Origin of the sequence: Roseinatronobacter sp. NSM (assembly GCF_052379845.1) — a bacterium.
GTDB lineage: Bacteria > Pseudomonadota > Alphaproteobacteria > Rhodobacterales > Rhodobacteraceae > Roseinatronobacter.
Genome location: NZ_JBQTCF010000002.1, coordinates 87,689 through 110,494, shown reverse-complemented (window position 1 = coordinate 110,494; position 22,806 = coordinate 87,689). Strand labels below are relative to the sequence as shown.

Genomic DNA, 22,806 nt, shown 5'->3' with positions numbered 1-22,806 from the left:
GTGTAGATAAAAGACTGGCTGAAAGAAAGCGGGAATCCATGTCAAGCGGTTGGGAATGTATGATACTGCCGCGAAAAGAAGCATTCATGACATGGAGTCCCGCTGTTGGTTGGCGCGGTTAGTCCGAAAGCACGTCCAGACGGATTGACAGCATGGTCACGCTTGCGCCGGTATTTTCCGGGTCGGGCTGGATGCCAAGGAAGTCGCCGTTGCCGTTTACCATCGGGGGGACATTATACTCAAAGGATGTCACGGTTGGTTCCGGTCCGACAGGCAGCGTTCGCCAGCCGGAATTCCCGACTTCGGCGGTCGAATAGGCCGCAGCGATAGTGCCGCCTTCTGGTCCGGTTGCCGTAATTTCAATGCGGATCCGGTTGCCGCTTGCGGCTTCTTCGAACGCGTCAGACAGACGAATGAACGCGCCGCCGGTTTGCCCACCCGCCCCGGCATTTTCGACATGACCGGACAGGGTTACGCCAGCGTCTGTTTCGACAAGCTGGTATCCGCGCGACGTATTGAAGGGCAGGCCAAGGTCGGTGCCAAGTGCATATGTTTCGACCCCTTGTTCAGTCGGTGCCACGGCGGATGCGGCTGCGTCCGGGTCGGTTTCGGTTGTTTCGGGCTGTGGTGCGGTGTGGGTGGCTTCATCGGCGGCGCTGTCGGGCGTTGTCGGCAATTCCAGCATCATACCTGAAAGAATGCGATCACAATCTGACAGTCTGTTGAGATCACACAAACTGCGCCACGCGCGCACATCGCCCAATTCACGCTGGGCGATTGTGCGCAAGGTGTCACCCGGTTGCACGACATAGCTGCCTTGGGCAGATGCGGCATGTGCCAACCCCAATGTTGCAAGAGTATAAATGGCAAAACGCATGATTTTCTCCTAATGTCCGCTGGTGCGTGCATTAGGGTTTCAGGTCAACCATGGCTTGTCAAGTTGCAGGTCCGTTAAGCAAGGATCACGATGTGGTCCTGCGTCGTGGCGGCTGCGTTGGTATCGCAGATGATGCATTTTCCATCACATCCCAAGGGAATTGCAGGAAAAGTTGATTGAATTTTCGCTTCGAAACTGCAGAAAAACAACAGGTTAAAGCTTTTCGGTGTTTCATCAACATGCCCGCATGTTCTCGGCCAATGCAAAAGGCCCGGTCCAGTGGCCGGGCCTTTCGTGTTCATGCTCGGGCTGGGTTAACCCTTGCTGAATTCAGGATAGGCTTCCATGCCCAGTTCGGTTGTGTCCAGACCGGTTACCTGATCTTCGTCGCTGACACGGATACCCATTACCGCTTTCAGGATCAGCCACACCACCAGCGATGCGATGAACATGAACGCGCCGATTGCGACAATGCCGATGATCTGTGCTGACAGCGTTGCATCAGGGTTGGTCAGAACCACGGCCAGCGTGCCCCAGATACCCGCGAACAGGTGGACCGGAATTGCGCCAACAACGTCATCCAGTTTCAGCTTGTCCAGCAGCGGAACAGTCAGAACGACAATCACACCACCAACAGCGCCGATCAACGTTGCCATGCCCAGACCCGGTGTCAGCGGTTCAGCGGTGATGGACACCAGACCAGCCAGCGCGCCGTTCAGAACCATGGTCAGGTCAGGCTTGCTATACAGCACTTTCGACAGGATCAGCGCGGCAATAGCCCCACCTGCAGCGGCTGTGTTGGTGTTGGCGAAGATACGGCTGACATCGGCCATATCGCTGACAGTGCCCATTGCCAGTTGCGACCCGCCATTGAACCCGAACCAACCCAGCCACAGGATGAACATGCCCAGCGTGGCCAGCGGCAGGTTCGAACCGGCCATAACCGTTACGCGGCCATCCTTGCCATATTTGCCGGTGCGTGCGCCCAGAACGATAACCCCGGCCAAGGCAGCCCAGCCACCAGCACTGTGCACGATGGAAGACCCGGCAAAGTCAAGGAAGCCGACATCGCTCAGGAAGCCTTCGCCCCAGCTCCAGCTGGCTTGAATCGGGTAAATGATGCCCGTCAACAGGACAACGAACACAAGGAAGGGCCACAGTTTAATACGTTCGGCCACAGCGCCCGAAACGATCGACGCGGTTGCGGCACAGAACATCAGCTGGAAGATGAAATCCGACCCGATGGAGGCGTATTCCACATCATCCAGATCCTCGAAGGCAACGCCGACAGGTTCCAGAACAGTGGGCGCAATGCCACCCAACCAGCCTTCTACAACCCAGTCGCCAAGCGGATACATCAGGTTGAAGCCGACCACGAAGTAAGCAACCGTCGCCAATGAAAACAGCGCCACGTTCTTGATCAGCTGCATGGTCGCGTTTTTGGACCGGACAAGGCCGGTTTCCAGCATACAAAAGCCCGCAGCCATGAAGAACACCAGAAACCCGCCGACCAGAAACAGCAGCGAGTTCATGATGAACACCATTTCCATATTCAGGCGTTCAACGGCGTCAATGCCGGTTTCGGCAACCTCTGCGGCTTCCTGCGCGAAGCCCAGACTGGGCGCCAGCGCGGCAGCGGCGATCAAGGGTATAAGTTTTTTGAATTGCATCTGCATTTGTCCTTTTGATCTTTTATCAAGGTTTCCGCGGGTCACAGTGCGTCGTCGCCGGTTTCGCCAGTCCGCACGCGCGTTGCTGCCGCCAGATCAAGCACGAAAATCTTGCCATCACCGATTTTGTCGGTGCGCGCTGTCTTCTGCAGCGTTTCAACGACCTGATCGGCCATGCCGTCAGACACAGCAATTTCAAGCTTCAGCTTCGGCACGAAATTCACGGCATATTCGGCGCCACGATAAATTTCGGTATGTCCCGACTGCGCGCCGAAGCCCTTGATTTCAGTGACCATCATTCCGCGCACGCCAATCGAGGTCAGCGCTTCGCGCACCTCTTCCAGCTTGAACGGTTTTATCGCCGCTATGATGTATTTCACGGTGCCTTCCCCTTTTCACTACTGCCGGGACCCCCTCGGGCCTGTTGGTCAGTCAGCACAAAAACTGGGCGCCGCCTCAATGCTTTGCTGCGCTGCAATATCCTCAAGATGACAAAAACCGAAAAAAAATGCACAAAATAGCATCGTTGCTTAAAAAATAATCAAAACTGAATCGTGACTTGACGCAAACACCTCAACACTTTGTTGCGAAGGTGCTGGTCAGATGGTCTGCGCACTGGCAAAAGGGCACCCGTGCCGGCAAAATGCCGATATGTCATTTTCATGTGTTTCTGATAAGTAGGTCAATTGAATGGGCGGTGCGGGAAACAAACGCAAGAATCTGGTTGCGGACAAGCGCGGTGCGAAGCCCGCAGCCCCGGCCAGTGCAGCAGCGACCAAGGCCAAGGTATCGCGCAAAGCCAAACCCCAGCGGGCGAAAGCGCCCACAGGCAATGTGGTGACGCGTTTCATCAGGGGGCTGGTGCGGTTTGTCTGGCGCATCATTTGGGGGGTGATGTGGCGCACTGCTGCCGTCGTGGCGCTTATCCTTGCTGGCGCCACATTCTACTTCTACGCGAATATGCCCCCCTTGGCCGATTTGCTGGATGCCCGCGCGCGCGGGTCCGTAACCATGATGGACCGCGACGGCACTGTGTTTGCGTGGCGTGGCGAAACATTCGGGGGGGCCATTACTGCAGATACTGTGTCGCCGTATTTGAAAAATGCGATTATTGCGACCGAGGATCGGCGCTTTTATTGGCATCTGGGGGTGTCGCCGCGCGGTATTGCGGGCGCGATCAGAACGAACATGTCATCCGGGCGCAGCGCGTTTTCGGGGGCGGGCGGGTCCACCATTACCCAGCAGGTGGCCAAGCTTCTATGCCTTGGTGTGCCCTTCGACCCCGACGCGTGGGAGTCGGAGGCCGCCTATGAGGCTGACTGCCGCCGTGGCACAGTGTGGCGCAAAATCAAGGAATTGCCCTATGCTTTTGCATTGGAAGCGAAGCTGTCCAAAGATGATATTCTGACGATCTACATGAACCGCGCCTTTCTTGGGGCCGGGTCGCGCGGTTTTGAAGCTGCCGCGCAGCGCTATTTCGGGCGTTCAGCGAATGAAGTTGGCCCGTCAGAGGCCGCAATGCTGGCGGGTCTTTTGGTTGCGCCGTCCTATTACGCGCCCACCCGCAACCTTGCGCGCGCGCAGGCGCGCGCAAATGTTGTCACCGGGCTGATGCATGAACAGGGGCTGTTGACGGATTACGAACTGGCCGAGGCGCGCGCCTATCCGGCCACGCTGTCCGATTCTGCGGAATCGCGGCGTGGAATTCATTTCGCTGACTGGCTGATGCAAAGCGGTCCTGCCTATCTTACGCGCGACACCACCGAAGATGTGTTGATGCGCACGACCTTCGATCCCCGCTTGCAGGCCGCGGCAGAAGATGCGGTGCGCGATATTTTCGAAAACCGCGTTCGGGACGGGTCCGAAGCTGAAGTGGCCGTGGTTGTCATGTCTGCGGACGGGGCGGTCCGTGCCATGGTGGGCGGGCGCAACCCCTCTGTTGGTGGGTTCAACCGCGCCACACAGGCCATGCGCCAAACCGGGTCGGCGTTCAAACCATTCCTGTTTGCCGCAGCGCTGGAAAACGGGTTCGAACCATTTGACATTGTCGAAGATGCTCCGCTGACCATCAATATTCCCGGTTCTGGCGCGTGGTCGCCACGCAATTATGACGGGGAATTCCACGGCTTTGTGACGCTGACAGAAGCATTGGCCAAATCACTGAACACGCCCGCTGTGCGCATTTCCGAGGCCATGGGGCGTGACCAGGTGCGGGCTGTTGCAAACCAGTTCGGGTTGCGCAGCGAACTGGCCGAAGGTCCCGCGCTTGCGCTGGGGGCGTCGGAATCAACGTTGCTGGAAATGACAGCTGCCTATGCGGGCATTTTGAATGGCGGAAGCGCCGTTCGGCCCTATGGCATAGAGGATCTGACCCTTCTGGGTGAACAAAGCCCGCTTTTTTCTGCGACCAACGGCATGGGCGACCGCGTCATTTCCGAGCAATCGGCGCAGATGCTAACATGGATGATGACCCGTGTTTTGCAAGACGGCACCGGCGGGCGCGCGCGCCTGCCCGACCGGCCAGCCGCAGGTAAAACCGGCACAACCCAGGCCGCGCGTGATGCTTGGTTTATTGGCTTTACAGCGGACTATGTTGCAGGGGTCTGGATGGGATATGACGACAATTCACCGCTGACCGGGGTGACAGGCGGCGGCCTGCCCGCCGAGATATGGCACGAAGTCATGACCCGCGTGCATCAGGGCTTGCCCGCGCGCGATCTGCCCATGCTGGAACCGCAACGCCCGGTGATGGATGATCGCAGCTTCCGTGCTGCGCCCGAACCCCGACAGGCGCCCGCTTCCACGTTGGATGATACCATTCGCGGGATTTTGGGGTCAATCTTTGGCGGGAACTGACCACCGCGCGGGCCGCCATGGCCCGCCGTGGTCATTCAGGCCATGCCGCCAGCTTACAACCCGGCCAACATATTTTGTAGCCCTGCGCGCGCGGAATCAACCACCCCAACATAGGCTGAAACGACCGGCGCCGAAAATGGTGCCACCGCAACCAAGTGCGGGGCCATGACGTAAAACCCGACCATCAGCATGGCCAGCAGGGGCGGCACGGCAAACCCGCGCAAGAAGCTGCGTTGCCGTGCCTGTGCTGTCTGGGGCAGCGCGAAATCACTGTGCTTGCGCGCTTCGCCTATGGGTTCCAGCGTGGCGCTGATGTCATCAATGTCAGGGAATGCAGCTTGTGGCCCCGCCGGTGTGTCTGTTTTGGGGGCCGCTTCGGTATCGGGGGTGGTGGGGTCGGCATGGGGCGCTGGCCAAGGGGCGCTGGCCAGTAGCCCAAGGTCGGGTTGGGATTGTAGCCCCTCGGCCTCGCGCTGGCGCTGGCTGGCTTCGAACTGTGCTTCCTCGCGCAGCACATCCGCAACGGACGGGTCCAGACGTCGTGATCTGGGTTTCAATGTTGTATCAAAAAGCCCGGTCTTATCGTCTTCTTCGGCGGGCTTGGGGTCTGCGCCTTGGTTCTGGTCCGCCGTATCAGTCGCGGGGGGGGGCGGTGCAGGCGGCGTTTGCGGTTTTGGTGCCGCGCTGTCGGCTTGCTGAAACCAGATATGGCTGCAGCCAGAACACTGCACCTCCCGGCCATCTTTGGAAAGCAAGCTGGCGTCGATTTCGTATTGCGCAAGGCAACTTGGACAGGTGATACGCATCATTTAGATCCTTCGCCTTGCGAAATGCAGGATTGGCGCTGTTTATCAACTATTGTAGCAAGCGATCAGGCGTGTTCCAAGGTATTGCTGATCTGACAAGGTAGAAGAAATGTTCCTGATGCCGAACGCCATACTTCGTTGCTATGATCCCACGCGCAAGCCAAAGGTGGCCGCAGTATGATTGCGTTTCACGATGTTGCCCATGATTATGGCGGTGGGCCGCTGTTCAGGAATGCGTCCATCACCTTGGAAAAAGGCAGTTTCCATTTCCTGACCGGCCCTTCCGGTGCAGGCAAAAGCACGTTTCTGAAGCTATGTTACGGTGAGTTGCTGCCAAGTTCCGGCAGTGTCACCCTGTTGGGGCAGGATATACGCACCATGTCGCGCGATGATCTGGCGCGCACCCGCCAGCGCATTGGTATCGTGCATCAGGATTGCCAGTTTCTGGACCATCTGAGTGTGGAACAAAATGTGGCGCTGCCGTTAAGTGTGACGGGACGCGCGGTTTCTGCCGACAACCTTGCCGACCTTCTGGCATGGGTGGGGTTGGGGGGGCAGGCGCGGGCATTGCCGCCAACCCTGTCGGGCGGGGAACGGCAGCGCACGGCCCTTGCGCGCGCCATCATCGCCTCGCCCGAGGTGTTGCTGGCGGATGAACCGACCGGCAATCTGGATTGGGACATGTCCCAGCGGCTGATGTCGCTGATGATCGAACTGAACCGCATGGGCACGGCAGTTTTGATTGCAACGCATGATCTGAACCTGATCCGGTTTGCGAAAACACAGGTGTCCACACGGGTTTTGCGTATTGCCCGTGGCGAGGTTCAGGCCGCAGGTGCAGAGTTATGACCCGCACTGACGTGACCCGCCTTGTTGTGCCGCGCAGCGGGCGCGGTGTCTGGCTGGTCGGGCTAAGTGCGGCGGCCATGGCGTTTTTGGCGGTGTTTGCGCTGGCATTGTCCGTCTCGGCGGCACGGCTGGCGCAGAACTGGCAGGCAGCCTTGTTGCAGACGGCCACTGTGCGCATTTCTGCGCCGCCCGAAGAAATGGCCGAACAAACCGCCCTTGTGCTGGAAGTATTGCGCACCACGCCGGGCATAGTGGCCGCGCGCGAAATGACCGACAATGAACAGGCGGGCTTGCTGGAAGCCTGGCTTGGCCCCGACCTTCCGCTGGATGCGCTGCCCTTGCCGCGCCTGATAGATGTGACCGAAACGCCCGACGGACCGGACCGACAGGGGCTGCGGCTGCGCTTGTCTGCCGAAGCGCCGGGTGCCGTTTATGACGATCACACGCGCTGGCGCAGGCCGCTGGCTGAAGGCGCGGCGCGGCTGCGCCAGTTGGCGAACCTGTCGCTGGTGTTGATAGGGTCGGTGATGGCGGCGATTGTCATGCTGGCGTCCAGTGCGTCGCTTGCATCCAATGCGCAGGTTATCCGCGTGTTGCGGCTGGTGGGCGCGCAGGACCGCTTCATTGCGCGCGCCTTCGTCCGGCGCATGACGCTGCGCGCCACGCTCGGCGCAGCTGCGGGGGCCGGTGCGGGGGCTGTTGCCATGATGCTATTGCCTGATCCTGCCAGCGGCAGTAGCGTCTTTTCGGGCTTGGGGTTCCAAGGTTTAGGGTGGCTTTTGCCACTGTCATTGCCGGTGGTTACGGCCCTCCTTGCCTGGGCTGCGGCCAAGGCAACGGCCTTGGGTGTTCTGAAGGGGGTTACCTGATGCGCTATGCGGTCCAATGGGTCCGGTCTGTGGTGTTTATTGCGCAAATGTATGTCGCAATGCTGGTGCTGGCAGTTGCGTTTGCCCCGCTTGCGCTGGTGCGGCGGGACATGGCACTGCGGGCTTGTCACAGCTTTTGCCATTATGTGCGCTGGTCTGCGGCATGGATTGCGGGCTTGCGGTCGGAAATACGCGGCACTGTGCCGGACGGTGCAGTGCTGGTTGCGGCCAAGCATCAGTCATTCTTTGATATTATCCTTATATTCGGGGCCTTGCCGCGCCCGCGTTTTGTGATGAAGAAACAATTGAAATGGGCGCCTTTGTTGGGCTGGTATGCCATGCGCATAGGCTGCGTGCCTGTTGACCGTGGCAAACGCGGGTCTGCGATCAAGGATATGATGAAACGCGTTGCGGCAGGGCAGGAAGAAGCGGGACAGTTGATCATCTATCCGCAAGGTACCCGCGTCGCGCCCGGGGCGAAACTGCCCTATAAGGTGGGAACCGCCGTGCTGTATGACCAGATGCGCGGGGAATGCGTGCCGGTTGCAACGAATGTGGGCCTGTTCTGGCCAAAACACAGCCTGTATCGCAAACCCGGCGTGGCGGTGGTGGAATTCCTGCCCCCCATCCCGGCGGGGTTGGCGCCGCGCGAATTTCTGGTGCAGATGGAATCAGTGATCGAACAGCATTCTGACCGGCTGATGGCAGAAGCGGCACCGCAATAGCGCCATTTATGCCCGGCCCCGTAGAATGTGACGCAAGGTTATTTCAAAACTGCCCCAGCGTCGAACGAACATCAGGGCTTGTTTGCTGTCTGATAGTGAGGAATGCTGGCCGCAACGCCTGTTATCGCTTCACAGGTGAGGGAGGATACCTTGAACAAAACCGCAGCTGACCGTCCTTGGCTGGCGGCGTATGGCACTGACATATCGCCCACGCTTGCCCCGTCGCCCTATGCCAGTCTGGCTGAACTGGTGCAGGATGCCTGCACGACCTTCGCAAGGAAGAAAGCCTTTACCTGCGTTGTGCCCAACGGCATGAGCGGCACCCACACATTCGCGCAGGTTGGCGCGCTGTCCGATGACTTTGCCAGCTTCCTGCGCCATGAATGCGGGCTGAAACGGGGCGCGCGGGTGGCTGTGCAACTGCCCAATGGGCTGGCCTATCCGGTGGCGGCATTTGGTGCGTTCAAGGCGGGTTGCGTTCTGGTGAACACAAACCCGCTGTATACCGCGTCTGAGATGACGCATCAGTTCAATGATGCCGGTGTCGAGGTGTTGGTGATCAGCGACATGTTCACCGACAAACTGCCCGAAGTGATTCCGCAGACCGGCATTCGCCATGTTGTTCTGGCGGGCGTGCCCGAATTTTTCCCGCGCATTCCGGAATTCATAATTCGTGGTGTCCAGAAGGTCTGGACACGCAGCTTGCCGCCGGTGCCCAAGCTGACAGTGCCGGTTTTGCGGATCCGCGAGGCATTGCGACGGGGGCGCAAACAGCCCAGGGTCACGGATTGGGACCAGTTGAAACCCCATGATCTGGCACTGCTGCAATATACAGGGGGCACAACTGGTGTCGCCAAGGGCGCGATGCTTAGCCATGGCAACATTCTGGCCAATCTGGAACAGGTGCGTGCCATGGGGTCGCATCATATGACCGGTGATGATTGCGTGCTGACGGCGCTGCCTGTCTACCACATCTTTGCGTTTACGGCCAATTTAATGACGTTTTTCGGGCTTGGCGCACGCAATATTCTGGTGCCGTCCCCGCGCCCTGTGCAAAATATCCAGCGGGCGTTGGAAAATTACCCAGTGACATGGATTACCGGCGTGAACACCCTGTTCAACGGGCTGATGAATGAAGAATGGTTCGCGGCCTATCCGCCTAAAACCCTGACCGCCGCCATTGCGGGCGGCACGGCGCTTCATGGTGCGGTGGCCGAGCGTTGGCAACGGATCACCGGCACCCGCGTGGCCGAAGGGTACGGGCTGACCGAATCCGCGCCTTTGGTGACGTTCAACCCGCTGGAGCAACCCATGCGCGCCGGGTCCATCGGGGTGCCGGTGCCGGGAACGGAAATTGCGCTGGTCGATGACAATGCCGACCCTGTGGATGACGGACAACCCGGCGAATTGCTGGTCAAGGGGCCGCAGGTCATGCTGGGCTATTGGAACCGCCCCGAAGATACGGCCAAAACCTTGCAAAACGGCTGGCTGTTTACAGGGGACGTGGCCACAATGGATGCAGACGGCTATTTGCGCATTGTAGACCGCAAGAAGGACATGGTTCTGGTGTCCGGCTTCAATGTCTACCCCAACGAGGTTGAGGATTGTCTGGCCAAGTTGCCCACAGTGCTGGAAGCAGCCGTTATAGGCGTGCCGGACGTGAAATCGGGCGAAGCGGTGCGCGCCTATGTCGTGCGCAACCCTGACCAGCCCGATGACCTGACCAAGCAGGATGTGATTGCACATTGCCGCAAATATCTGGCGGCTTACAAGGTGCCCAAAAGCGTGATCATCCGCGATGAGCTGCCGAAATCCCCTATCGGGAAGATCCTGCGCAAGGACCTGAAGGCTGAAATGCGCGCCGAATTCGCGGGAAAGGTCTGATACCATGCTGACAGAACTGGAAACCACATTACTGGGGATCATGATGATGGTCATCATGTTGGGCATGGGGGCCAGCATGACGCCGCGCGACTTCCTGATTGCCTTTCGCAAGCCCAAGGGCATTATGGTGGGCCTGCTTAGTCAGTTTGCTGTCATGCCGTTTCTGGGGTTCTTGCTGGCGGTGGCTCTGGGCCTGCCGCCCGCGCTGGTTGTGGGGCTGTTGCTGATTGCCTGCATGCCCGGCGGCACCACATCCAACATTTTCGCCTATTTCAGCAAGGGTGTTCTGGCGCTGTCCATCATGATGACCACAGTATCCACGCTTGCGGCGGTGGTTATGGTGCCGGTCCTGTTGTCGTTTTATGGCGGGCTTGCGGGGGTGGGGGCGGATTATGTCATCCCGCCGGGCAATGTAGCGCAAATTCTGGCCGTATTGCTGGTGCCCACAATGTTGGGAATGGTGCTGCGGCGGATGAACCCGAATGTGGGCGCGACAGTGGAACTGATCGGGTCCTTCATGGGGGTGGTGGTCATCCTGTTCCTGATCATCAGCTGGGTGCCGCGCAATTACCAGTTGCTGCTGGACACGCCCGCCCCGATTTATGCCGCAACGATCGGGATTGGGCTGATTGGTATGTTGTTCGGCTATTGGGTCGCGCGGGGGTTGGGGCAGGACACCAACCGCGCGCGGACCATCAGTCTGGAAACGGGCATTCAGAACGGGCCGTTGGCGGTGCTTGTCATTACGCTAAGCTTCACGGCGGCGCAACAACAGGCAGTGTTGCTTATTCCGGTGCTGTATTCGCTGTTCATTGTGCTAAGCTCCACTGCTGTCACGCTGTGGTATCGGCGCAATGCCACGCGCGAAGCGCTGGCGCGCGATGCGGCCAAGGTTGTGCAATAGCAGACCCGACAGCTTCTTGATTTCTCGCGCCTTTGCCACACCTTGGAACGTGGCGGGGGCGGTCCCTGTCAGGCGATGCAGGGGGGGGAATGGACCCTATTCTGGTTCCAAGACCTGAAGGGTTGTTCTGTCCGGCGGGCGGGTTCTTCATTGACCCTGTGCGCCCTGTCGCGCGTGCGCTTGTCACCCATGGCCATGCAGACCACGCCCGCGCAGGGCATGGCGCGGTGATGGCCACGGCCCAGACGCTGGACATCATGGCGCTGCGCTATGGCGCGGAATTTACCCCAAACCGCCAACCCTATGACGGGCCTTTGCGCATTGGCGATGTGACGGTCAGCTTCCACCCCGCGGGTCATGTGCTGGGATCAGCGCAAATTGCGGTCACGGGGGCGCAGGGGCGTATTGTGGTGTCGGGTGACTACAGCCGCGTGCCCAACGCCGCCTGTGCCCCGTTTGAACCCGTGCCCTGCGATATTTTCGTAACGGAAGCGACATTCGGCCTGCCAGTGTTCCGCCACCCTGACCCGCTGGGTGAAATTGCCAAATTGCTGGCCTCTGTGCGCGCGCAGCCAGACCGCGCGCATCTGATCGGGGCCTATGCGCTGGGCAAGGCGCAGCGTATTATCATGCTGTTGCGGCAGGCAGGCTATGACGGGCCAATCCATATTCACGGTGCGTTGCAAAAACTGTGCGACTATCACATCGAACAGGGCGTCGCGCTGGGCGACTTGCGCCCTGCCACCCTTGAACGTGGGCGCAAGCCGGATTTCGCGGGTGCAATTGTGCTGGCGCCGCCATCGGCGTTTGCGGCCACATGGGCGCAGCGTTTCCCCGATCCGGTGATCTGCTTTGCATCGGGCTGGATGCAGGTGCGCGCCCGCGCCCGCCAGCGCGGTGTTGAACTGCCGCTGGTCATATCCGATCATGTGGACTGGCCCGACCTGACGCGCACCATCACCGAACTGGACCCCGCGCAGGTCTGGGTCACCCATGGGCGCGAAGATGCGGTCATGCGCTGGTGCAGCCTGAACGGGCGCGCGGCCCACCCCCTGCGCCTGATCGGGTATGAGGACGAGGCAGAATGACAGGCGGTCTTGCGGCATTCGCGCGGCTGCTGGAACAGCTGGCCTTTACCCCGCAGCGGTCGGGCAAGGAACGGGTGCTGGCCGACTGGTTTGCCACCCAGCCCGACCCCGAACGCGGGCTTGCACTGGCCGCGCTGACCGGTGATCTGGATTTGCGGCAGGTGCGCCCGTCCTTGTTGCGCGGGCTGGTGTCGGGCAGCGTTGATGCCGAGCTGTTCGCCCATAGCTATGATTTTGTGGGCGATCTGGCGGAAACCATTGCGCTGATCTGGCCTGTCGACGGTTCTGAGAACCCCGCGCTGGCGGATGTGGTTGCGCAATTGCGCGACACACCCAAAGCGCAGCTTGGGGGGGTGATTGTGGCGCTGCTGAACAGTCTTGGCCCGTCACAACGCTATGCCTGCCTGAAACTGGCGACAGGGGGCTTGCGGGTGGGCGTGTCGGCGCGGCTGGCGCGCACGGCATTCGCCAAATGGGCCAACCTGCCCCTGACCGAGGTTGAGGAGATATGGCACGGCCTGACGCCCCCCTATCTGGACTTGTTCGCATGGGCGCAGGGCGGCGCGAAGCCTGAAACTGCCGCCTACGCGCCTTTTCGCCCCGTCATGCTGTCAACCGCCTGGGACCCCGAGTCGATGGCGGCCCAGTCCCCGGCGGATTTTGCAGCGGAATGGAAATGGGACGGCATTCGTGTTCAGGCCGTCAGTGACCGTGGCACGCGGCGGCTGTATTCACGCACGGGCGAAGATATATCAAACGCCTTTCCTGATGTGCTGGCCCTGCTGGAATTTGACGGCGTGCTGGACGGGGAACTACTGGTCCGGCGCGGCGACATGGTTGCGCCGTTCGGGGAATTGCAACAACGCCTGAACCGCAAGACCGTCAGCGCCGCCATGTTGCGCAGCCACCCCGCCGGATTGCGCGTCTATGATGTGCTGATCTGGCAGGGGCAGGACATGCGCGACCACCCCTATGACGCGCGCCGCGCTGTGCTGGACGCGGCCATCCCCGCGCTGCCCGCGCAGATTGACCTGTCGCCAAGGCTGGATTTCACAACATGGGACGATCTGGCAGCCCTGCGCGCCGACCCGCCCGCTGCCGTGATTGAGGGGGTGATGATCAAACGCCGCAACAGCCCCTATGTTGCGGGGCGCGCAAAAGGGCATTGGTTCAAATGGAAACGCGACCCGTTCATCATTGACGCTGTGCTGCTCTATGCCCAACGCGGGCATGGCAAGCGGTCGGGCTATTATTCGGATTTTACCTTCGGGGTGTGGGACGGGGCTGTGCTGGTCCCTGTGGGCAAGGCCTATTTCGGGTTTACAGATGCGGAACTGAAGGCGCTGGACCGCTTCGTGCGTGATAACACCACTGACCGTTTCGGCCCTGTGCGCGCCGTCAAACCGCTGAAGGTGGTCGAAGTTGCGTTTGAGGGGTTGAACCGGTCCCCACGCCACAAATCTGGCGTGGCCATGCGCTTTCCACGGATCAGCCGCATTCGTGACGACAAACCCGCCGAACAGGCGGACACGCTTGAAACCCTGCAGGACCTTCTGCCAAAATGACATTGCCCCCCCCGGTTCACGAATGGTTCGCCGCCCAAGGCTGGCAGCCTCACCCCCACCAGATTGCGTTGTCGGGCGCAGATTGTGACACATTGCTGATTGCGCCCACGGGCGGGGGCAAGACATTGGCGGGGTTCTTGCGCACCCTGTGCGACTTGCAGCAGCCGTTTGCTGGGTTGCACACGCTGTATGTATCGCCCCTGAAGGCGCTGACCCATGACATTGCGCGCAATCTGGCGCGGCCCGTTGCGGGGCTGGGGCTGGATATCCGCATTGAGGACCGCACTGGCGACACCACCGCCACCACCCGTGCACGCCAGCGCGTGGACCCGCCGCATATTTTGCTGACCACACCAGAATCACTGGCGCTGATGCTGTCCTATCCGGAAGCGCCGCGCATGTTTGGCACGCTGCGCCGTGTCGTGATTGACGAAATCCACGCATTGGCCGACTCCAAACGCGGCGATCAGCTTATGCTGGGGATGTCGCGGTTGCGTAGCCTTGCACCTGCGTTGACGGTCACGGGGCTGTCGGCCACCGTGGAAAACCCACCCGCGCTTGCGTCCTTCATGGGCGGCGCGCAGGTTTTGCACGCGGACCCCGGCCCCGCGCCCGATATTGCCATGCTGCCAGTGACCGCCCCCCCGCCATGGTCGGGGGCAGGCGGGCATTATGCCGCGCGCGATGTCATGCGCGCGATAGAAGACGCGCGCATGACGCTTGTGTTCATCAACACCCGCGCGCAGGCGGAATTGTTCTATCAGGCGCTGTGGGATGCCAATGACCGGAACCTGCCCATAGGGTTGCATCATTCCAGCCTGTCGCGTGATGTGCGCGCGCGCGCCGAAGCGGCCATGGCCGCAGGGCAATTGCGCGCCATGGTCTGCACCGGCAGCCTGGATCTGGGCATTGACTGGGGCGATGTGGATCTGGTGTTGCAGGTGGGTGCGCCCAAGAATGTCAAACGGCTGGTGCAGCGTATCGGGCGGGCAAACCACCAGTATAACACCCCGTCGCGCGCGCGGATTGTGCCCGCAAACCGGTTCGAGGTGCTGGAATGCGTGGCCGCCCTGCAAGCTGTGCAAGATGGCAAGCTTGATGGGGACACCCGCCCCGCAGGCGGGCTTGATGTGCTGTGCCAGCATATTTTGCTGGTGGCCTGTGCGGGGCCGTTTTGTCCAGAAACCCTGTTCCATGAAATCACGCGCGCCGGTCCCTATGCGGCTGTGACGCGCGCTGAATTCGATGCCTGCGTGGAATTCAGCGCCACAGGGGGGTATGCCTTGCGGGCCTATGACAGATGGCAAAGGCTGGTTCTGCGCGGCGGGCTGTGGCAGTTGCGTGACCCGCGCACGGCACGCGACATTCGCATGAACATAGGCACCATCACCACGCCCGAGACGCTGAAAGTGCGCCGCAAGGGGCGCGGTGGCGCCCCACTGGGCGAGGTGGACGAGAGTTTTGCCGCGACCCTGACGCCGGGTGATACGTTTTTGATCGGCGGGCAAACAGTGCGCTATGACACGCTGCGCGATATGGTGGTTGAAGTGACCCCGCAACCCGCCCGCCAGCCCAAGATTGCGGTATTCGGCGGGTTGAAAATGTCCACATCCACCCTGCTGAGTGACCGCGTTCTGGCCTTGATTGGCGATCCGGCGCAATGGGGGGCATTGCCGCGCGCAACCGCCCAGTGGCTGCAGCTTCAGGCGGACATATCGCGCCTGCCCCAGCCCGGAACGCTGACCTGCGAAACCTTTTCGCGCGGGGGGCGGGCGTATTTCTGCCTGTATGGCTTTGCGGGCTATAACGCGCATCAAACACTGGGCCTGTTGCTGACCCGCCGGATGGAAGCGGCGGGCCTTGGGCCTTTGGGGTTCGTGGCCACTGATTACGCAGTTCTGGTCTGGTCGCTGGACGCGGTGACAGACCCCGCCCCCTTGCTGAACCCGAATGGGTTGCGCGACGGGCTGGACGACTGGCTGGCCGAAAATGCCGTGATGAAGCGCAGCTTCCGCGCGGTGGCCACCATCGCGGGGCTGATCCAGCGCAATTTGCCCGGCAAGCGCAAAACCGGAAAGCAGGCCACATTTTCCAGCGATATCCTGTATGACACCTTGCGCAAATACGACCCCGACCATCTGCTGTTGCGCATTACCCGCGATCAGGCCGCCCATGGGCTGGTGGATTTCGGGCGAATTGAGCAGATGCTGCGCGACCGCCCGCAAATTGTGCACACCACATGCGCCCGCGTGACGCCCCTTGCCGCGCCGTTGATGCTGGAAGCGGGGCGCGTGCCCATTCGCGGGTTGGGCCATGAACGCTTGCTGGATGAAGAAGCCGCGCGCATGCTGGCAGATGCAGGGCTGGCATGATGGGGTATGAGGTCAGCTTCGCGGGGGCGCAATTCACGGCCCTGCCCACTGGGGCGCTGTGGTGGCCCGCGCAAAACGCATTGATCGTGGCTGACCTGCATCTGGGCAAATCCGCGCGCATGGCGCGGCGCGGGGGCGGCCTGCTGCCCCCGTTTGATGCGCAAGACACCCTGCACCGGCTGGCGCAGAACGTGGGCGCAACGGGGGCCGCGCACACCTTCCTTCTGGGGGATACATTCGACGATAATGATGCGGCAGACGATGTCACCGCCGGGCCGCAATGGCAACAGTTGCAGGACATGACGCAGCTGATATGCATCAGCGGCAATCATGATCCCGCCCATGGCGCGCAGGATATGACGCTGGCGGGGATAACCCTGCGCCATCAGGCCGCGCCGCATTCCGCCCCCGATATATCAGGCCATTTCCACCCGAAATTCAAACTCGCAGGGCGCGGACATGCGGCGTTCCTGGTGGGGCGATGCCACCTGATCTTGCCCGCCTTTGGCACTTATACGGGCGGGTTGGACGTAAACAGCCCCGTTTTAACGGGGCTGGTCGGGCCGGGACTGGCCATTTTGACAGGGCGCGTTGCGCGGGCTGTGCCCTATGCGCGCCTTACGCCAGCCGTCCGTGGCAATGCTTGAACTTCTTGCCTGATCCGCAGGGGCACAGATCATTGCGGCCGGGATTGCCCCATGTTTCAGGGTTCGCTTCGTCAAACCCGTCAACCAGCGGCTTGGGCGCTTCGCCTGCGTTTTCTGCTGCAATCTGTGCATTGTGCTGTTGCAGGGCCATTTGCTGCAACATGGATTTCTGTTCGTCTTCCGAAAGCGGACGAATGCGCGCCAGATAGGTGGACACATCTTCGCGCAGGGAATTCAGCATGGCTTCGAACAGCAAGAACCCTTCGGCCTTGTATTCGTTCAGCGGGTCTTTCTGGGCATACCCGCGGAACCGCACCGCCGAACGCAAATGATCCAGCGTCAGCAAATGTTCGCGCCACTTGCGGTCAATGGTTTCCAGCAGGATCTGTTTTTCCAGATTGCGCAGCGTGTCAGACCCGAACTGGTCCTGTTTTTGTGCCATCAGCGCATCAGACGCATCGCACAGCCGTTCGCGCACCACATCCTGATCAACGCCGTCTTCTTCGCCCCAGTCCTGCACCGGCAGGTCCAGTCCCAGCTTCTCGCGCACAGTGGTTTTCAGCCCGTCCATGTCCCATTGTTCAGCATAGGAATTTGGCGGCATATGCGTATCGATCAGGTCATCAACAACCTGATGGCGCATATCTTCGATGATTTCGGACAGATCATCGGCTTCCATGATGTCGCGGCGCTGTTCAAACACAACGCGGCGCTGTTCATTCATCACGTTGTCGTATTTCAGCAATTCCTTGCGAATGTCGAAATTGCGCGCCTCAACCTTGGCTTGGGCTTTTTCCAGCGATTTGTTGACCCATGGGTGAACAATCGCTTCGCCTTCCTTCATGCCAAGGGTGGACAGCACTTTTTCCAGCCGTTCAGACCCGAAAATGCGCATCAGGTCATCTTCCAGCGACAGGAAGAAGACTGAACGCCCCGGGTCGCCCTGCCGCCCGGAACGGCCGCGCAGCTGGTTGTCAATGCGGCGGCTTTCGTGGCGTTCTGTGGCCAGAACGAACAACCCGCCTGCTGCCTTGACCTTCTGTTTTTCGTCAGCAACTTCGCCATCAACGCGGGCGCGGGTTTGTGCCGGGTCTGCATCCGGATCTTCGGCCAGCGCTTGCAGAACGCGCATTTCCACATTGCCGCCCAGCTGAATATCGGTGCCGCGACCGGCCATGTTGGTGGCAATGGTCACGGCCCCGAAACGCCCGGCATCGGCCACGATCTGCGCTTCTTGTTCGTGCTGGCGCGCGTTCAGCACGTTATGCGTAATGCCTGCCTGTGTCAGCAGCGCGGACAGTTCTTCTGATTTTTCAATGGATGTCGTGCCTACAAGTATGGGCTGGCCCTTTTCATGGGCTTCGCGGATTTCTGACAGAACACCGTCCAGCTTTTCGCGCGATGTGCGGTAGACCTGATCATGTTCGTCCAGACGCGCGATGGGCAGGTTGGTGGGAATTTCCACCACGCCAAGGTTATAAATCTCCCGGAATTCCGACGCTTCGGTAGAGGCCGTGCCGGTCATGCCCGCCAGCTTCTTGTACATGCGGAAATAGTTCTGGAACGTCACCGAAGCATAGGTCACGTTTTCCGGCTGGATTGCCGCGCCTTCTTTTGCTTCGATGGCCTGATGCAACCCTTCGGACAGGCGCCGTCCTGCCATCATGCGGCCCGTGAATTCGTCGATCAGCACCACCTGGCCGTCGCGGACAATGTAGTTCTGGTCCTTGTGGAACAGTTTATGCGCGCGCAGGCCCTGATTGACATGATGCACCAGTGACGTTGATTCCGGATCATACAGGGACTGGTCATCTGCCAGTAATCCCGCTTCGCGCAGCTTTTCTTCAATGAATTCGTTGCCTTCCTCGGTCAGGGTGGCGTTGCGAATTTTCTCATCAATGGTGAAATGCTGTTCGGTCAGGTGGGGGATCAGTTTGTCGACCTTGACATACAGATCACTTTTATCTTCAGCCGGGCCGGAAATGATAAGCGGCGTGCGCGCTTCATCAATCAAGATACTGTCCACCTCATCGACGATGGCGAAGAAATGGTCGCGCTGGTTCATGTCGTCCAGCCGCATGCGCATATTGTCGCGCAGATAATCGAAGCCCAGTTCGTTATTCGTGGCATATGTCACATCGGCGGCATAGGCGTCTTTCTTCTCGAAATCGGGCTGTTGGGAATACACAACGCCGCAGCGCATGCCCAGTTTGGCAAAAACCTTGCCCATCCATTCGGAATCGCGCCGCGCCAGATAGTCGTTGACAGTGACGACATGAACACCCTTGCCTGTCAGCGCGTTCAGATAGGCGGGAAATGTGGCCACAAGGGTCTTGCCCTCGCCAGTTTTCATTTCGGCAATGTTGCCCTGATGCAGGAACATGCCGCCGATCAACTGCACATCAAAAGCGCGCAGTCCCAGTGCACGGCGCGCCCCTTCGCGGCAATTGGCGAAGGCTTCGGGCAGAATGTCGTCAAGGGATTCCCCGTTTGCGACGCGGGTTTTCAACTCCTCGGTCTTGGCAATAAGCCCGTCATCGGACAGGGCCTGAAACTCTGGCTCCAATGCGTTGATCTTTGCAACAATCGGGCGGGCTGCCTTGACCTTGCGATCATTTGCCGTGCCGAATACCTTTTTCGAAATCGTGCCCAAACCCAGCATTCTGTCTCCGCCTCGTTTCATCTGATGCGGCCCTTTTTCTTGGCCGCTAAAGAAATCGTCATGTTGCACTAATGCTGCCGGGGTTGTCGGAACGCGCGGGCTTCCATAGAAGGGCATGTGAACCGCACGGCCCCAAGCAATGCAGAACCAGTCTGCGATGTAATGGTCGACCCCAAAAGTGTCAACGATGTGCGCTTGTCGCACAGGGAAAGGAACAGAAATATGGGCAGATTTACACGATTGAGTGGTGTTCTTGCGGCGGGGCTGGCATTTTCCGCCCCTGCCATCGCGCAAGATGACGTGACGCGCGACACAGTTCTGGCAACTGTGAACGGCACAAACATCACATTGGGCCATGTTCTGGCCGCCCGCGATGCCCTGCCAGAGCAATTTCGCGCCCTGCCTGCGGATGCGCTGTTTGAACCGCTGGTTGAACAACTAATCGAACAAACCGCCATCATGCAGCAGGCCCAAGGCACGCTGTCGCCGCGTGAACAGATTACGCTGGAAAATGAACAGCGCGCGTTTGTTGCCAATGCGGCCCTGTCGCGCGTGGCAGAAGCTGCTGTCACCGACGACGTGATTGATGAAGCGTATGGTGCATTCGTCACCGAATTTGACGGGCAGGACCCGACGCCGGAATATAACGCATCGCATATCATTGTCGAAACCGAAGAAGAAGCCGCCGCCTTGCGTGCGCAGTTGGATGATGGTGCGGATTTTGCCGAACTGGCGCGCGCGCATTCCTTTGATGGTGCTGCCGCGAATGGCGGGTCACTGGGGTGGTTTGAGCCGGGTGCCATGATTCCGGAATTTGAACAGGCCGTCGAAGCGCTGGACGTGGGTGAGTATATGGGGCCGCTGGAAACCCAGTTCGGCTGGCATCTGGTGTTGCTAAACGACATGCGCATGTCGCAAGCGCCGGAACTGGCAGAAGTGCGCGACGCGCTGGTGCAGAATATCCAGCGCGAAGCGGCACAGGCCGAACTGGACCGCGCCACGCAATCCGCCACGATTGAACGCACCTATGAGGGGCTGGGGCCGGATGTCATGAACCGCTCAGAGCTTCTGGACGACTAAGCGGACTGGGTGTAACCTGACCGCGCAGCGCCGACCCGCTTGCGGGTCGGCTTTTCTTTGGGGAAATATTATGGGCGCGAAAAAGAAACTGAAGAAGAAAATCAAGTCGCTGAAGGCACTGGTAAAGCAGTCGGCGCAGGGGCGTGTTGATGACGCGCCGCTGGTGTCGCCCTTGGCCCCTGCGGATTTTCCTGATTTGCCGTCGATTCGCGGCCTGCGCCTGTCCACTGCCGCCGCGGGCGTGCGCTACAAAGGGCGCACTGATGTTATGCTGGCGGTTCTGGACAAGGGGTCCGTGCTTGCGGGAACCTTCACGCGGTCTGCTACGCGGTCTGCATCGGTGTTGGACGCGCAGTCCAAAATTGCCGGTGACGGGGCGGAAGGCGCGGCCATTCTGGTCAATTCCGGCAATGCAAACGCTTTTACCGGCGCGGTCGGGGTGGCTTCGGTCAATACGCTTTGCGCAGCGCTGGCGCAGAAGGCGGGATTACCTGCCGCGCGGATATTCACATCCTCGACCGGGGTGATCGGGGAACCCCTGCCGCATGACCGCATTGTGGCGGTGCTGGATGAACTGACGGCTGGTCTGTCGGATGCGGCGCTGCCAGATGCGGCGCGCGCTATCATGACGACCGACACATTCCCCAAAGGGTCCAGCGCAACAGTTGAAATTGACGGCCAGCCCGTCGCCATTGCGGGCATTGCCAAAGGGTCGGGCATGATTGCGCCGGATATGGCAACGATGCTGGTCTATATCTTCACGGATGCGAAAATCACGCGCCCGGTGCTGCAATCCTTGGTGTCGCGCCAGACAGACCGCAGCTTCAATTGCATCACTGTGGACAGCGACACGTCCACATCTGACATGGTTCTGGTCGCCGCGACCGGGCAGGCCGATATGCCGGTGATTGAGGACGCCACCAGTGACGCGGCCCGCGTGTTTTCTGATGCGCTGGGCAAGGTCATGCTGGATCTGGCGCATCAGGTTGTGCGCGATGGCGAAGGGGCCACCAAATTCGTGGAAGTGGCTGTGTCCGGCGCGCGGTCCGATGCCGACGCGCGCAAGGTTGCCATGGCAATAGCGAATTCGCCCTTGGTCAAAACTGCAATCGCGGGCGAAGACCCGAACTGGGGCCGTATTGTCATGGCTGTGGGCAAATCCGGGGCCGAGGCTGACCGCGACCGCCTGTCAATCCGGTTCGGGCCGCATCTGGTTGCGTTTCAGGGGCAGGTTGCCCCCAGCTATGCCGAACAGGTGGGCGCGGAATACATGCGCCAGCAGGACCTGGTTATCGGGGTTGACCTGCGCCTTGGTGTGGGGGCGGCCACTGTCTGGACCTGTGACCTGACGCACCGCTACATTGACATCAACACGGATTACCGTTCGTGAAGCTGGTTCTGGTTTCTGCCGTTGCGCTGATTGATGCTGACGGGCGCGTGCTTCTGGCACAGCGCCCCGAAGGCAAGTCCATGGCGGGCCTGTGGGAATTTCCGGGCGGCAAGGTGGAAGCGGGCGAAACCCCCGAAGCGGCATTGATACGCGAATTGCATGAGGAACTGGGCATAGACACATGGTCCAGTTGCCTTGCGCCGCTGACATTTGCCAGCCATGCCTATGATGATTTTCACTTGCTGATGCCGCTATTCGCCTGCCGAAAATGGGAAGGTCAGGTGCAATCGCGCGAAGGGCAGGCGCTGAAATGGGTGCGTGCCGCCAATTTGCGGGACTACCCCATGCCCGCCGCTGACCTGCCCCTGATACCGATTCTGCGGGACTGGCTGTAGCTGCCGTTGCAACCTTACAGGAATTTGCAACAATTTCTTGGGTGGGGATGATTGGCAAGAAATTGGAAACAATCAGAGTCTGTCAGCGCGGAAAATTTGTCAGAATTAAGGTATTGGAAAGGTCTGGGCGTTGTTTTGGCGTCAGATTGTGGCAAAGTTAATCCAAC

18 protein-coding genes are annotated in these 22,806 nt (G+C 60.0%); 13 read left to right on the top strand and 5 right to left on the bottom strand.

Going from position 1 to position 22,806, the window contains the following annotated elements:
- Positions 1-118 precede the first annotated feature (118 nt).
- The 3 genes from ACTZWY_RS01740 to ACTZWY_RS01730 form a co-directional block, all read right to left on the bottom strand.
- Entirely contained in the window at positions 119-877 is a 759-nt protein-coding gene (locus ACTZWY_RS01740) for a LysM peptidoglycan-binding domain-containing protein (RefSeq protein WP_444788945.1), read from the bottom strand.
- 314 nt (positions 878-1,191) lie between these two features.
- Positions 1,192-2,547 (bottom strand): ammonium transporter, encoded by a 1,356-nt coding sequence (locus ACTZWY_RS01735; RefSeq protein WP_444788944.1) that lies wholly within the window; start codon positions 2,545-2,547, stop codon positions 1,192-1,194.
- A 41-nt stretch (positions 2,548-2,588) separates the two neighbouring features.
- The gene (locus ACTZWY_RS01730; protein ID WP_277805398.1) at positions 2,589-2,927 is read right to left on the bottom strand and encodes a P-II family nitrogen regulator; all 339 of its coding nucleotides are present in this window, start codon (positions 2,925-2,927) and stop codon (positions 2,589-2,591) included.
- Positions 2,928-3,237: 310 nt separating this feature from the next.
- Here ACTZWY_RS01730 and ACTZWY_RS01725 point away from each other — a divergent pair, with 310 nt between their 5' ends.
- A complete protein-coding gene (locus tag ACTZWY_RS01725) occupies positions 3,238-5,403 on the top strand; it encodes a transglycosylase domain-containing protein (RefSeq protein ID WP_444788943.1) in 2,166 nt (721 codons plus the stop codon).
- A 53-nt stretch (positions 5,404-5,456) separates the two neighbouring features.
- On the opposite strand, the gene ACTZWY_RS01720 is transcribed toward ACTZWY_RS01725, so the two are convergent.
- Positions 5,457-6,212 (bottom strand): zinc-ribbon domain-containing protein, encoded by a 756-nt coding sequence (locus ACTZWY_RS01720; protein WP_444788942.1) that lies wholly within the window; start codon positions 6,210-6,212, stop codon positions 5,457-5,459.
- A gap of 174 nt (positions 6,213-6,386) precedes the next feature.
- Between ACTZWY_RS01720 and ACTZWY_RS01715 the strand changes: the two genes are divergently transcribed.
- The 9 genes from ACTZWY_RS01715 (at position 6,387) to pdeM (ending at position 17,112) form a co-directional block, all read left to right on the top strand.
- A complete protein-coding gene (locus ACTZWY_RS01715; protein WP_444788941.1) occupies positions 6,387-7,058 on the top strand; it encodes a cell division ATP-binding protein FtsE in 672 nt (223 codons plus the stop codon).
- Positions 7,055-7,927, top strand: a complete 873-nt coding sequence (locus ACTZWY_RS01710) for a cell division protein FtsX (protein WP_444788940.1) — start codon at positions 7,055-7,057, stop codon at positions 7,925-7,927. The genes ACTZWY_RS01715 and ACTZWY_RS01710 overlap by 4 nt, the downstream gene beginning before the upstream one ends.
- Positions 7,927-8,652, top strand: coding sequence for a lysophospholipid acyltransferase family protein (locus ACTZWY_RS01705; RefSeq protein WP_444788939.1), 726 nt, complete (start codon positions 7,927-7,929; stop codon positions 8,650-8,652). Before ACTZWY_RS01710 ends, ACTZWY_RS01705 begins: the two co-directional genes overlap by 1 nt.
- A gap of 150 nt (positions 8,653-8,802) precedes the next feature.
- Positions 8,803-10,536: an AMP-binding protein gene (locus tag ACTZWY_RS01700; protein WP_444788938.1), complete on the top strand. Its 1,734-nt coding sequence runs from the start codon at positions 8,803-8,805 to the stop codon at positions 10,534-10,536.
- 4 nt (positions 10,537-10,540) lie between these two features.
- Positions 10,541-11,440, top strand: a complete 900-nt coding sequence (locus ACTZWY_RS01695; RefSeq protein WP_444788937.1) for a bile acid:sodium symporter family protein — start codon at positions 10,541-10,543, stop codon at positions 11,438-11,440.
- Between the two features lie 89 nt (positions 11,441-11,529).
- Positions 11,530-12,528 carry a ligase-associated DNA damage response exonuclease gene (locus ACTZWY_RS01690; RefSeq protein WP_444788936.1) on the top strand — a complete coding sequence of 333 codons (999 nt, stop codon included), beginning with the start codon at positions 11,530-11,532 and terminating at the stop codon, positions 12,526-12,528.
- Positions 12,525-14,093 carry a cisplatin damage response ATP-dependent DNA ligase gene (locus tag ACTZWY_RS01685; RefSeq protein ID WP_444788935.1) on the top strand — a complete coding sequence of 523 codons (1,569 nt, stop codon included), beginning with the start codon at positions 12,525-12,527 and terminating at the stop codon, positions 14,091-14,093. Before ACTZWY_RS01690 ends, ACTZWY_RS01685 begins: the two co-directional genes overlap by 4 nt.
- Positions 14,090-16,465 (top strand): ligase-associated DNA damage response DEXH box helicase, encoded by a 2,376-nt coding sequence (locus ACTZWY_RS01680; RefSeq protein ID WP_444788934.1) that lies wholly within the window; start codon positions 14,090-14,092, stop codon positions 16,463-16,465. The genes ACTZWY_RS01685 and ACTZWY_RS01680 overlap by 4 nt, the downstream gene beginning before the upstream one ends.
- Entirely contained in the window at positions 16,465-17,112 is a 648-nt protein-coding gene (gene pdeM / locus ACTZWY_RS01675) for a ligase-associated DNA damage response endonuclease PdeM (RefSeq protein WP_444789042.1), read from the top strand. Before ACTZWY_RS01680 ends, pdeM begins: the two co-directional genes overlap by 1 nt.
- On the opposite strand, the gene secA is transcribed toward pdeM, so the two are convergent.
- Positions 17,084-19,774, bottom strand: a complete 2,691-nt coding sequence (gene secA / locus ACTZWY_RS01670; protein ID WP_444788933.1) for a preprotein translocase subunit SecA — start codon at positions 19,772-19,774, stop codon at positions 17,084-17,086. The genes pdeM and secA overlap by 29 nt on opposite strands.
- Positions 19,775-19,996: 222 nt before the next feature.
- Here secA and ACTZWY_RS01665 point away from each other — a divergent pair, with 222 nt between their 5' ends.
- The 3 genes from ACTZWY_RS01665 to mutT all read left to right on the top strand — a co-directional run bounded on the left by ACTZWY_RS01665 (position 19,997) and on the right by mutT (position 22,639).
- Positions 19,997-20,854: a peptidylprolyl isomerase gene (locus ACTZWY_RS01665; protein ID WP_444788932.1), complete on the top strand. Its 858-nt coding sequence runs from the start codon at positions 19,997-19,999 to the stop codon at positions 20,852-20,854.
- 70 nt (positions 20,855-20,924) lie between these two features.
- On the top strand, positions 20,925-22,244 hold the full coding sequence (gene argJ / locus ACTZWY_RS01660; protein ID WP_444788931.1) for a bifunctional glutamate N-acetyltransferase/amino-acid acetyltransferase ArgJ: 1,320 nt from the start codon (positions 20,925-20,927) through the stop codon (positions 22,242-22,244).
- The gene (mutT, locus tag ACTZWY_RS01655; RefSeq protein WP_444788930.1) at positions 22,241-22,639 is read left to right on the top strand and encodes an 8-oxo-dGTP diphosphatase MutT; all 399 of its coding nucleotides are present in this window, start codon (positions 22,241-22,243) and stop codon (positions 22,637-22,639) included. Before argJ ends, mutT begins: the two co-directional genes overlap by 4 nt.
- Positions 22,640-22,806 lie beyond the last annotated feature (167 nt).

Coding starts and splice junctions, on each gene's coding strand:
- ACTZWY_RS01740 (WP_444788945.1), bottom strand. CDS start 877: ATGCGTTTTGCCATTTATACTCTTGCAACATTGGGGTTGGCACATGCC.
- ACTZWY_RS01735 (WP_444788944.1), bottom strand. CDS start 2,547: ATGCAATTCAAAAAACTTATACCCTTGATCGCCGCTGCCGCGCTGGCG.
- ACTZWY_RS01725 (WP_444788943.1), top strand. CDS start 3,238: ATGGGCGGTGCGGGAAACAAACGCAAGAATCTGGTTGCGGACAAGCGC.
- ACTZWY_RS01720 (WP_444788942.1), bottom strand. CDS start 6,212: ATGATGCGTATCACCTGTCCAAGTTGCCTTGCGCAATACGAAATCGAC.
- ACTZWY_RS01715 (WP_444788941.1), top strand. CDS start 6,387: ATGATTGCGTTTCACGATGTTGCCCATGATTATGGCGGTGGGCCGCTG.
- ACTZWY_RS01710 (WP_444788940.1), top strand. CDS start 7,055: ATGACCCGCACTGACGTGACCCGCCTTGTTGTGCCGCGCAGCGGGCGC.
- ACTZWY_RS01705 (WP_444788939.1), top strand. CDS start 7,927: ATGCGCTATGCGGTCCAATGGGTCCGGTCTGTGGTGTTTATTGCGCAA.
- ACTZWY_RS01695 (WP_444788937.1), top strand. CDS start 10,541: ATGCTGACAGAACTGGAAACCACATTACTGGGGATCATGATGATGGTC.
- ACTZWY_RS01690 (WP_444788936.1), top strand. CDS start 11,530: ATGGACCCTATTCTGGTTCCAAGACCTGAAGGGTTGTTCTGTCCGGCG.
- ACTZWY_RS01685 (WP_444788935.1), top strand. CDS start 12,525: ATGACAGGCGGTCTTGCGGCATTCGCGCGGCTGCTGGAACAGCTGGCC.
- ACTZWY_RS01680 (WP_444788934.1), top strand. CDS start 14,090: ATGACATTGCCCCCCCCGGTTCACGAATGGTTCGCCGCCCAAGGCTGG.
- pdeM (WP_444789042.1), top strand. CDS start 16,465: ATGGGGTATGAGGTCAGCTTCGCGGGGGCGCAATTCACGGCCCTGCCC.
- secA (WP_444788933.1), bottom strand. CDS start 19,774: ATGCTGGGTTTGGGCACGATTTCGAAAAAGGTATTCGGCACGGCAAAT.
- ACTZWY_RS01665 (WP_444788932.1), top strand. CDS start 19,997: ATGGGCAGATTTACACGATTGAGTGGTGTTCTTGCGGCGGGGCTGGCA.
- argJ (WP_444788931.1), top strand. CDS start 20,925: ATGGGCGCGAAAAAGAAACTGAAGAAGAAAATCAAGTCGCTGAAGGCA.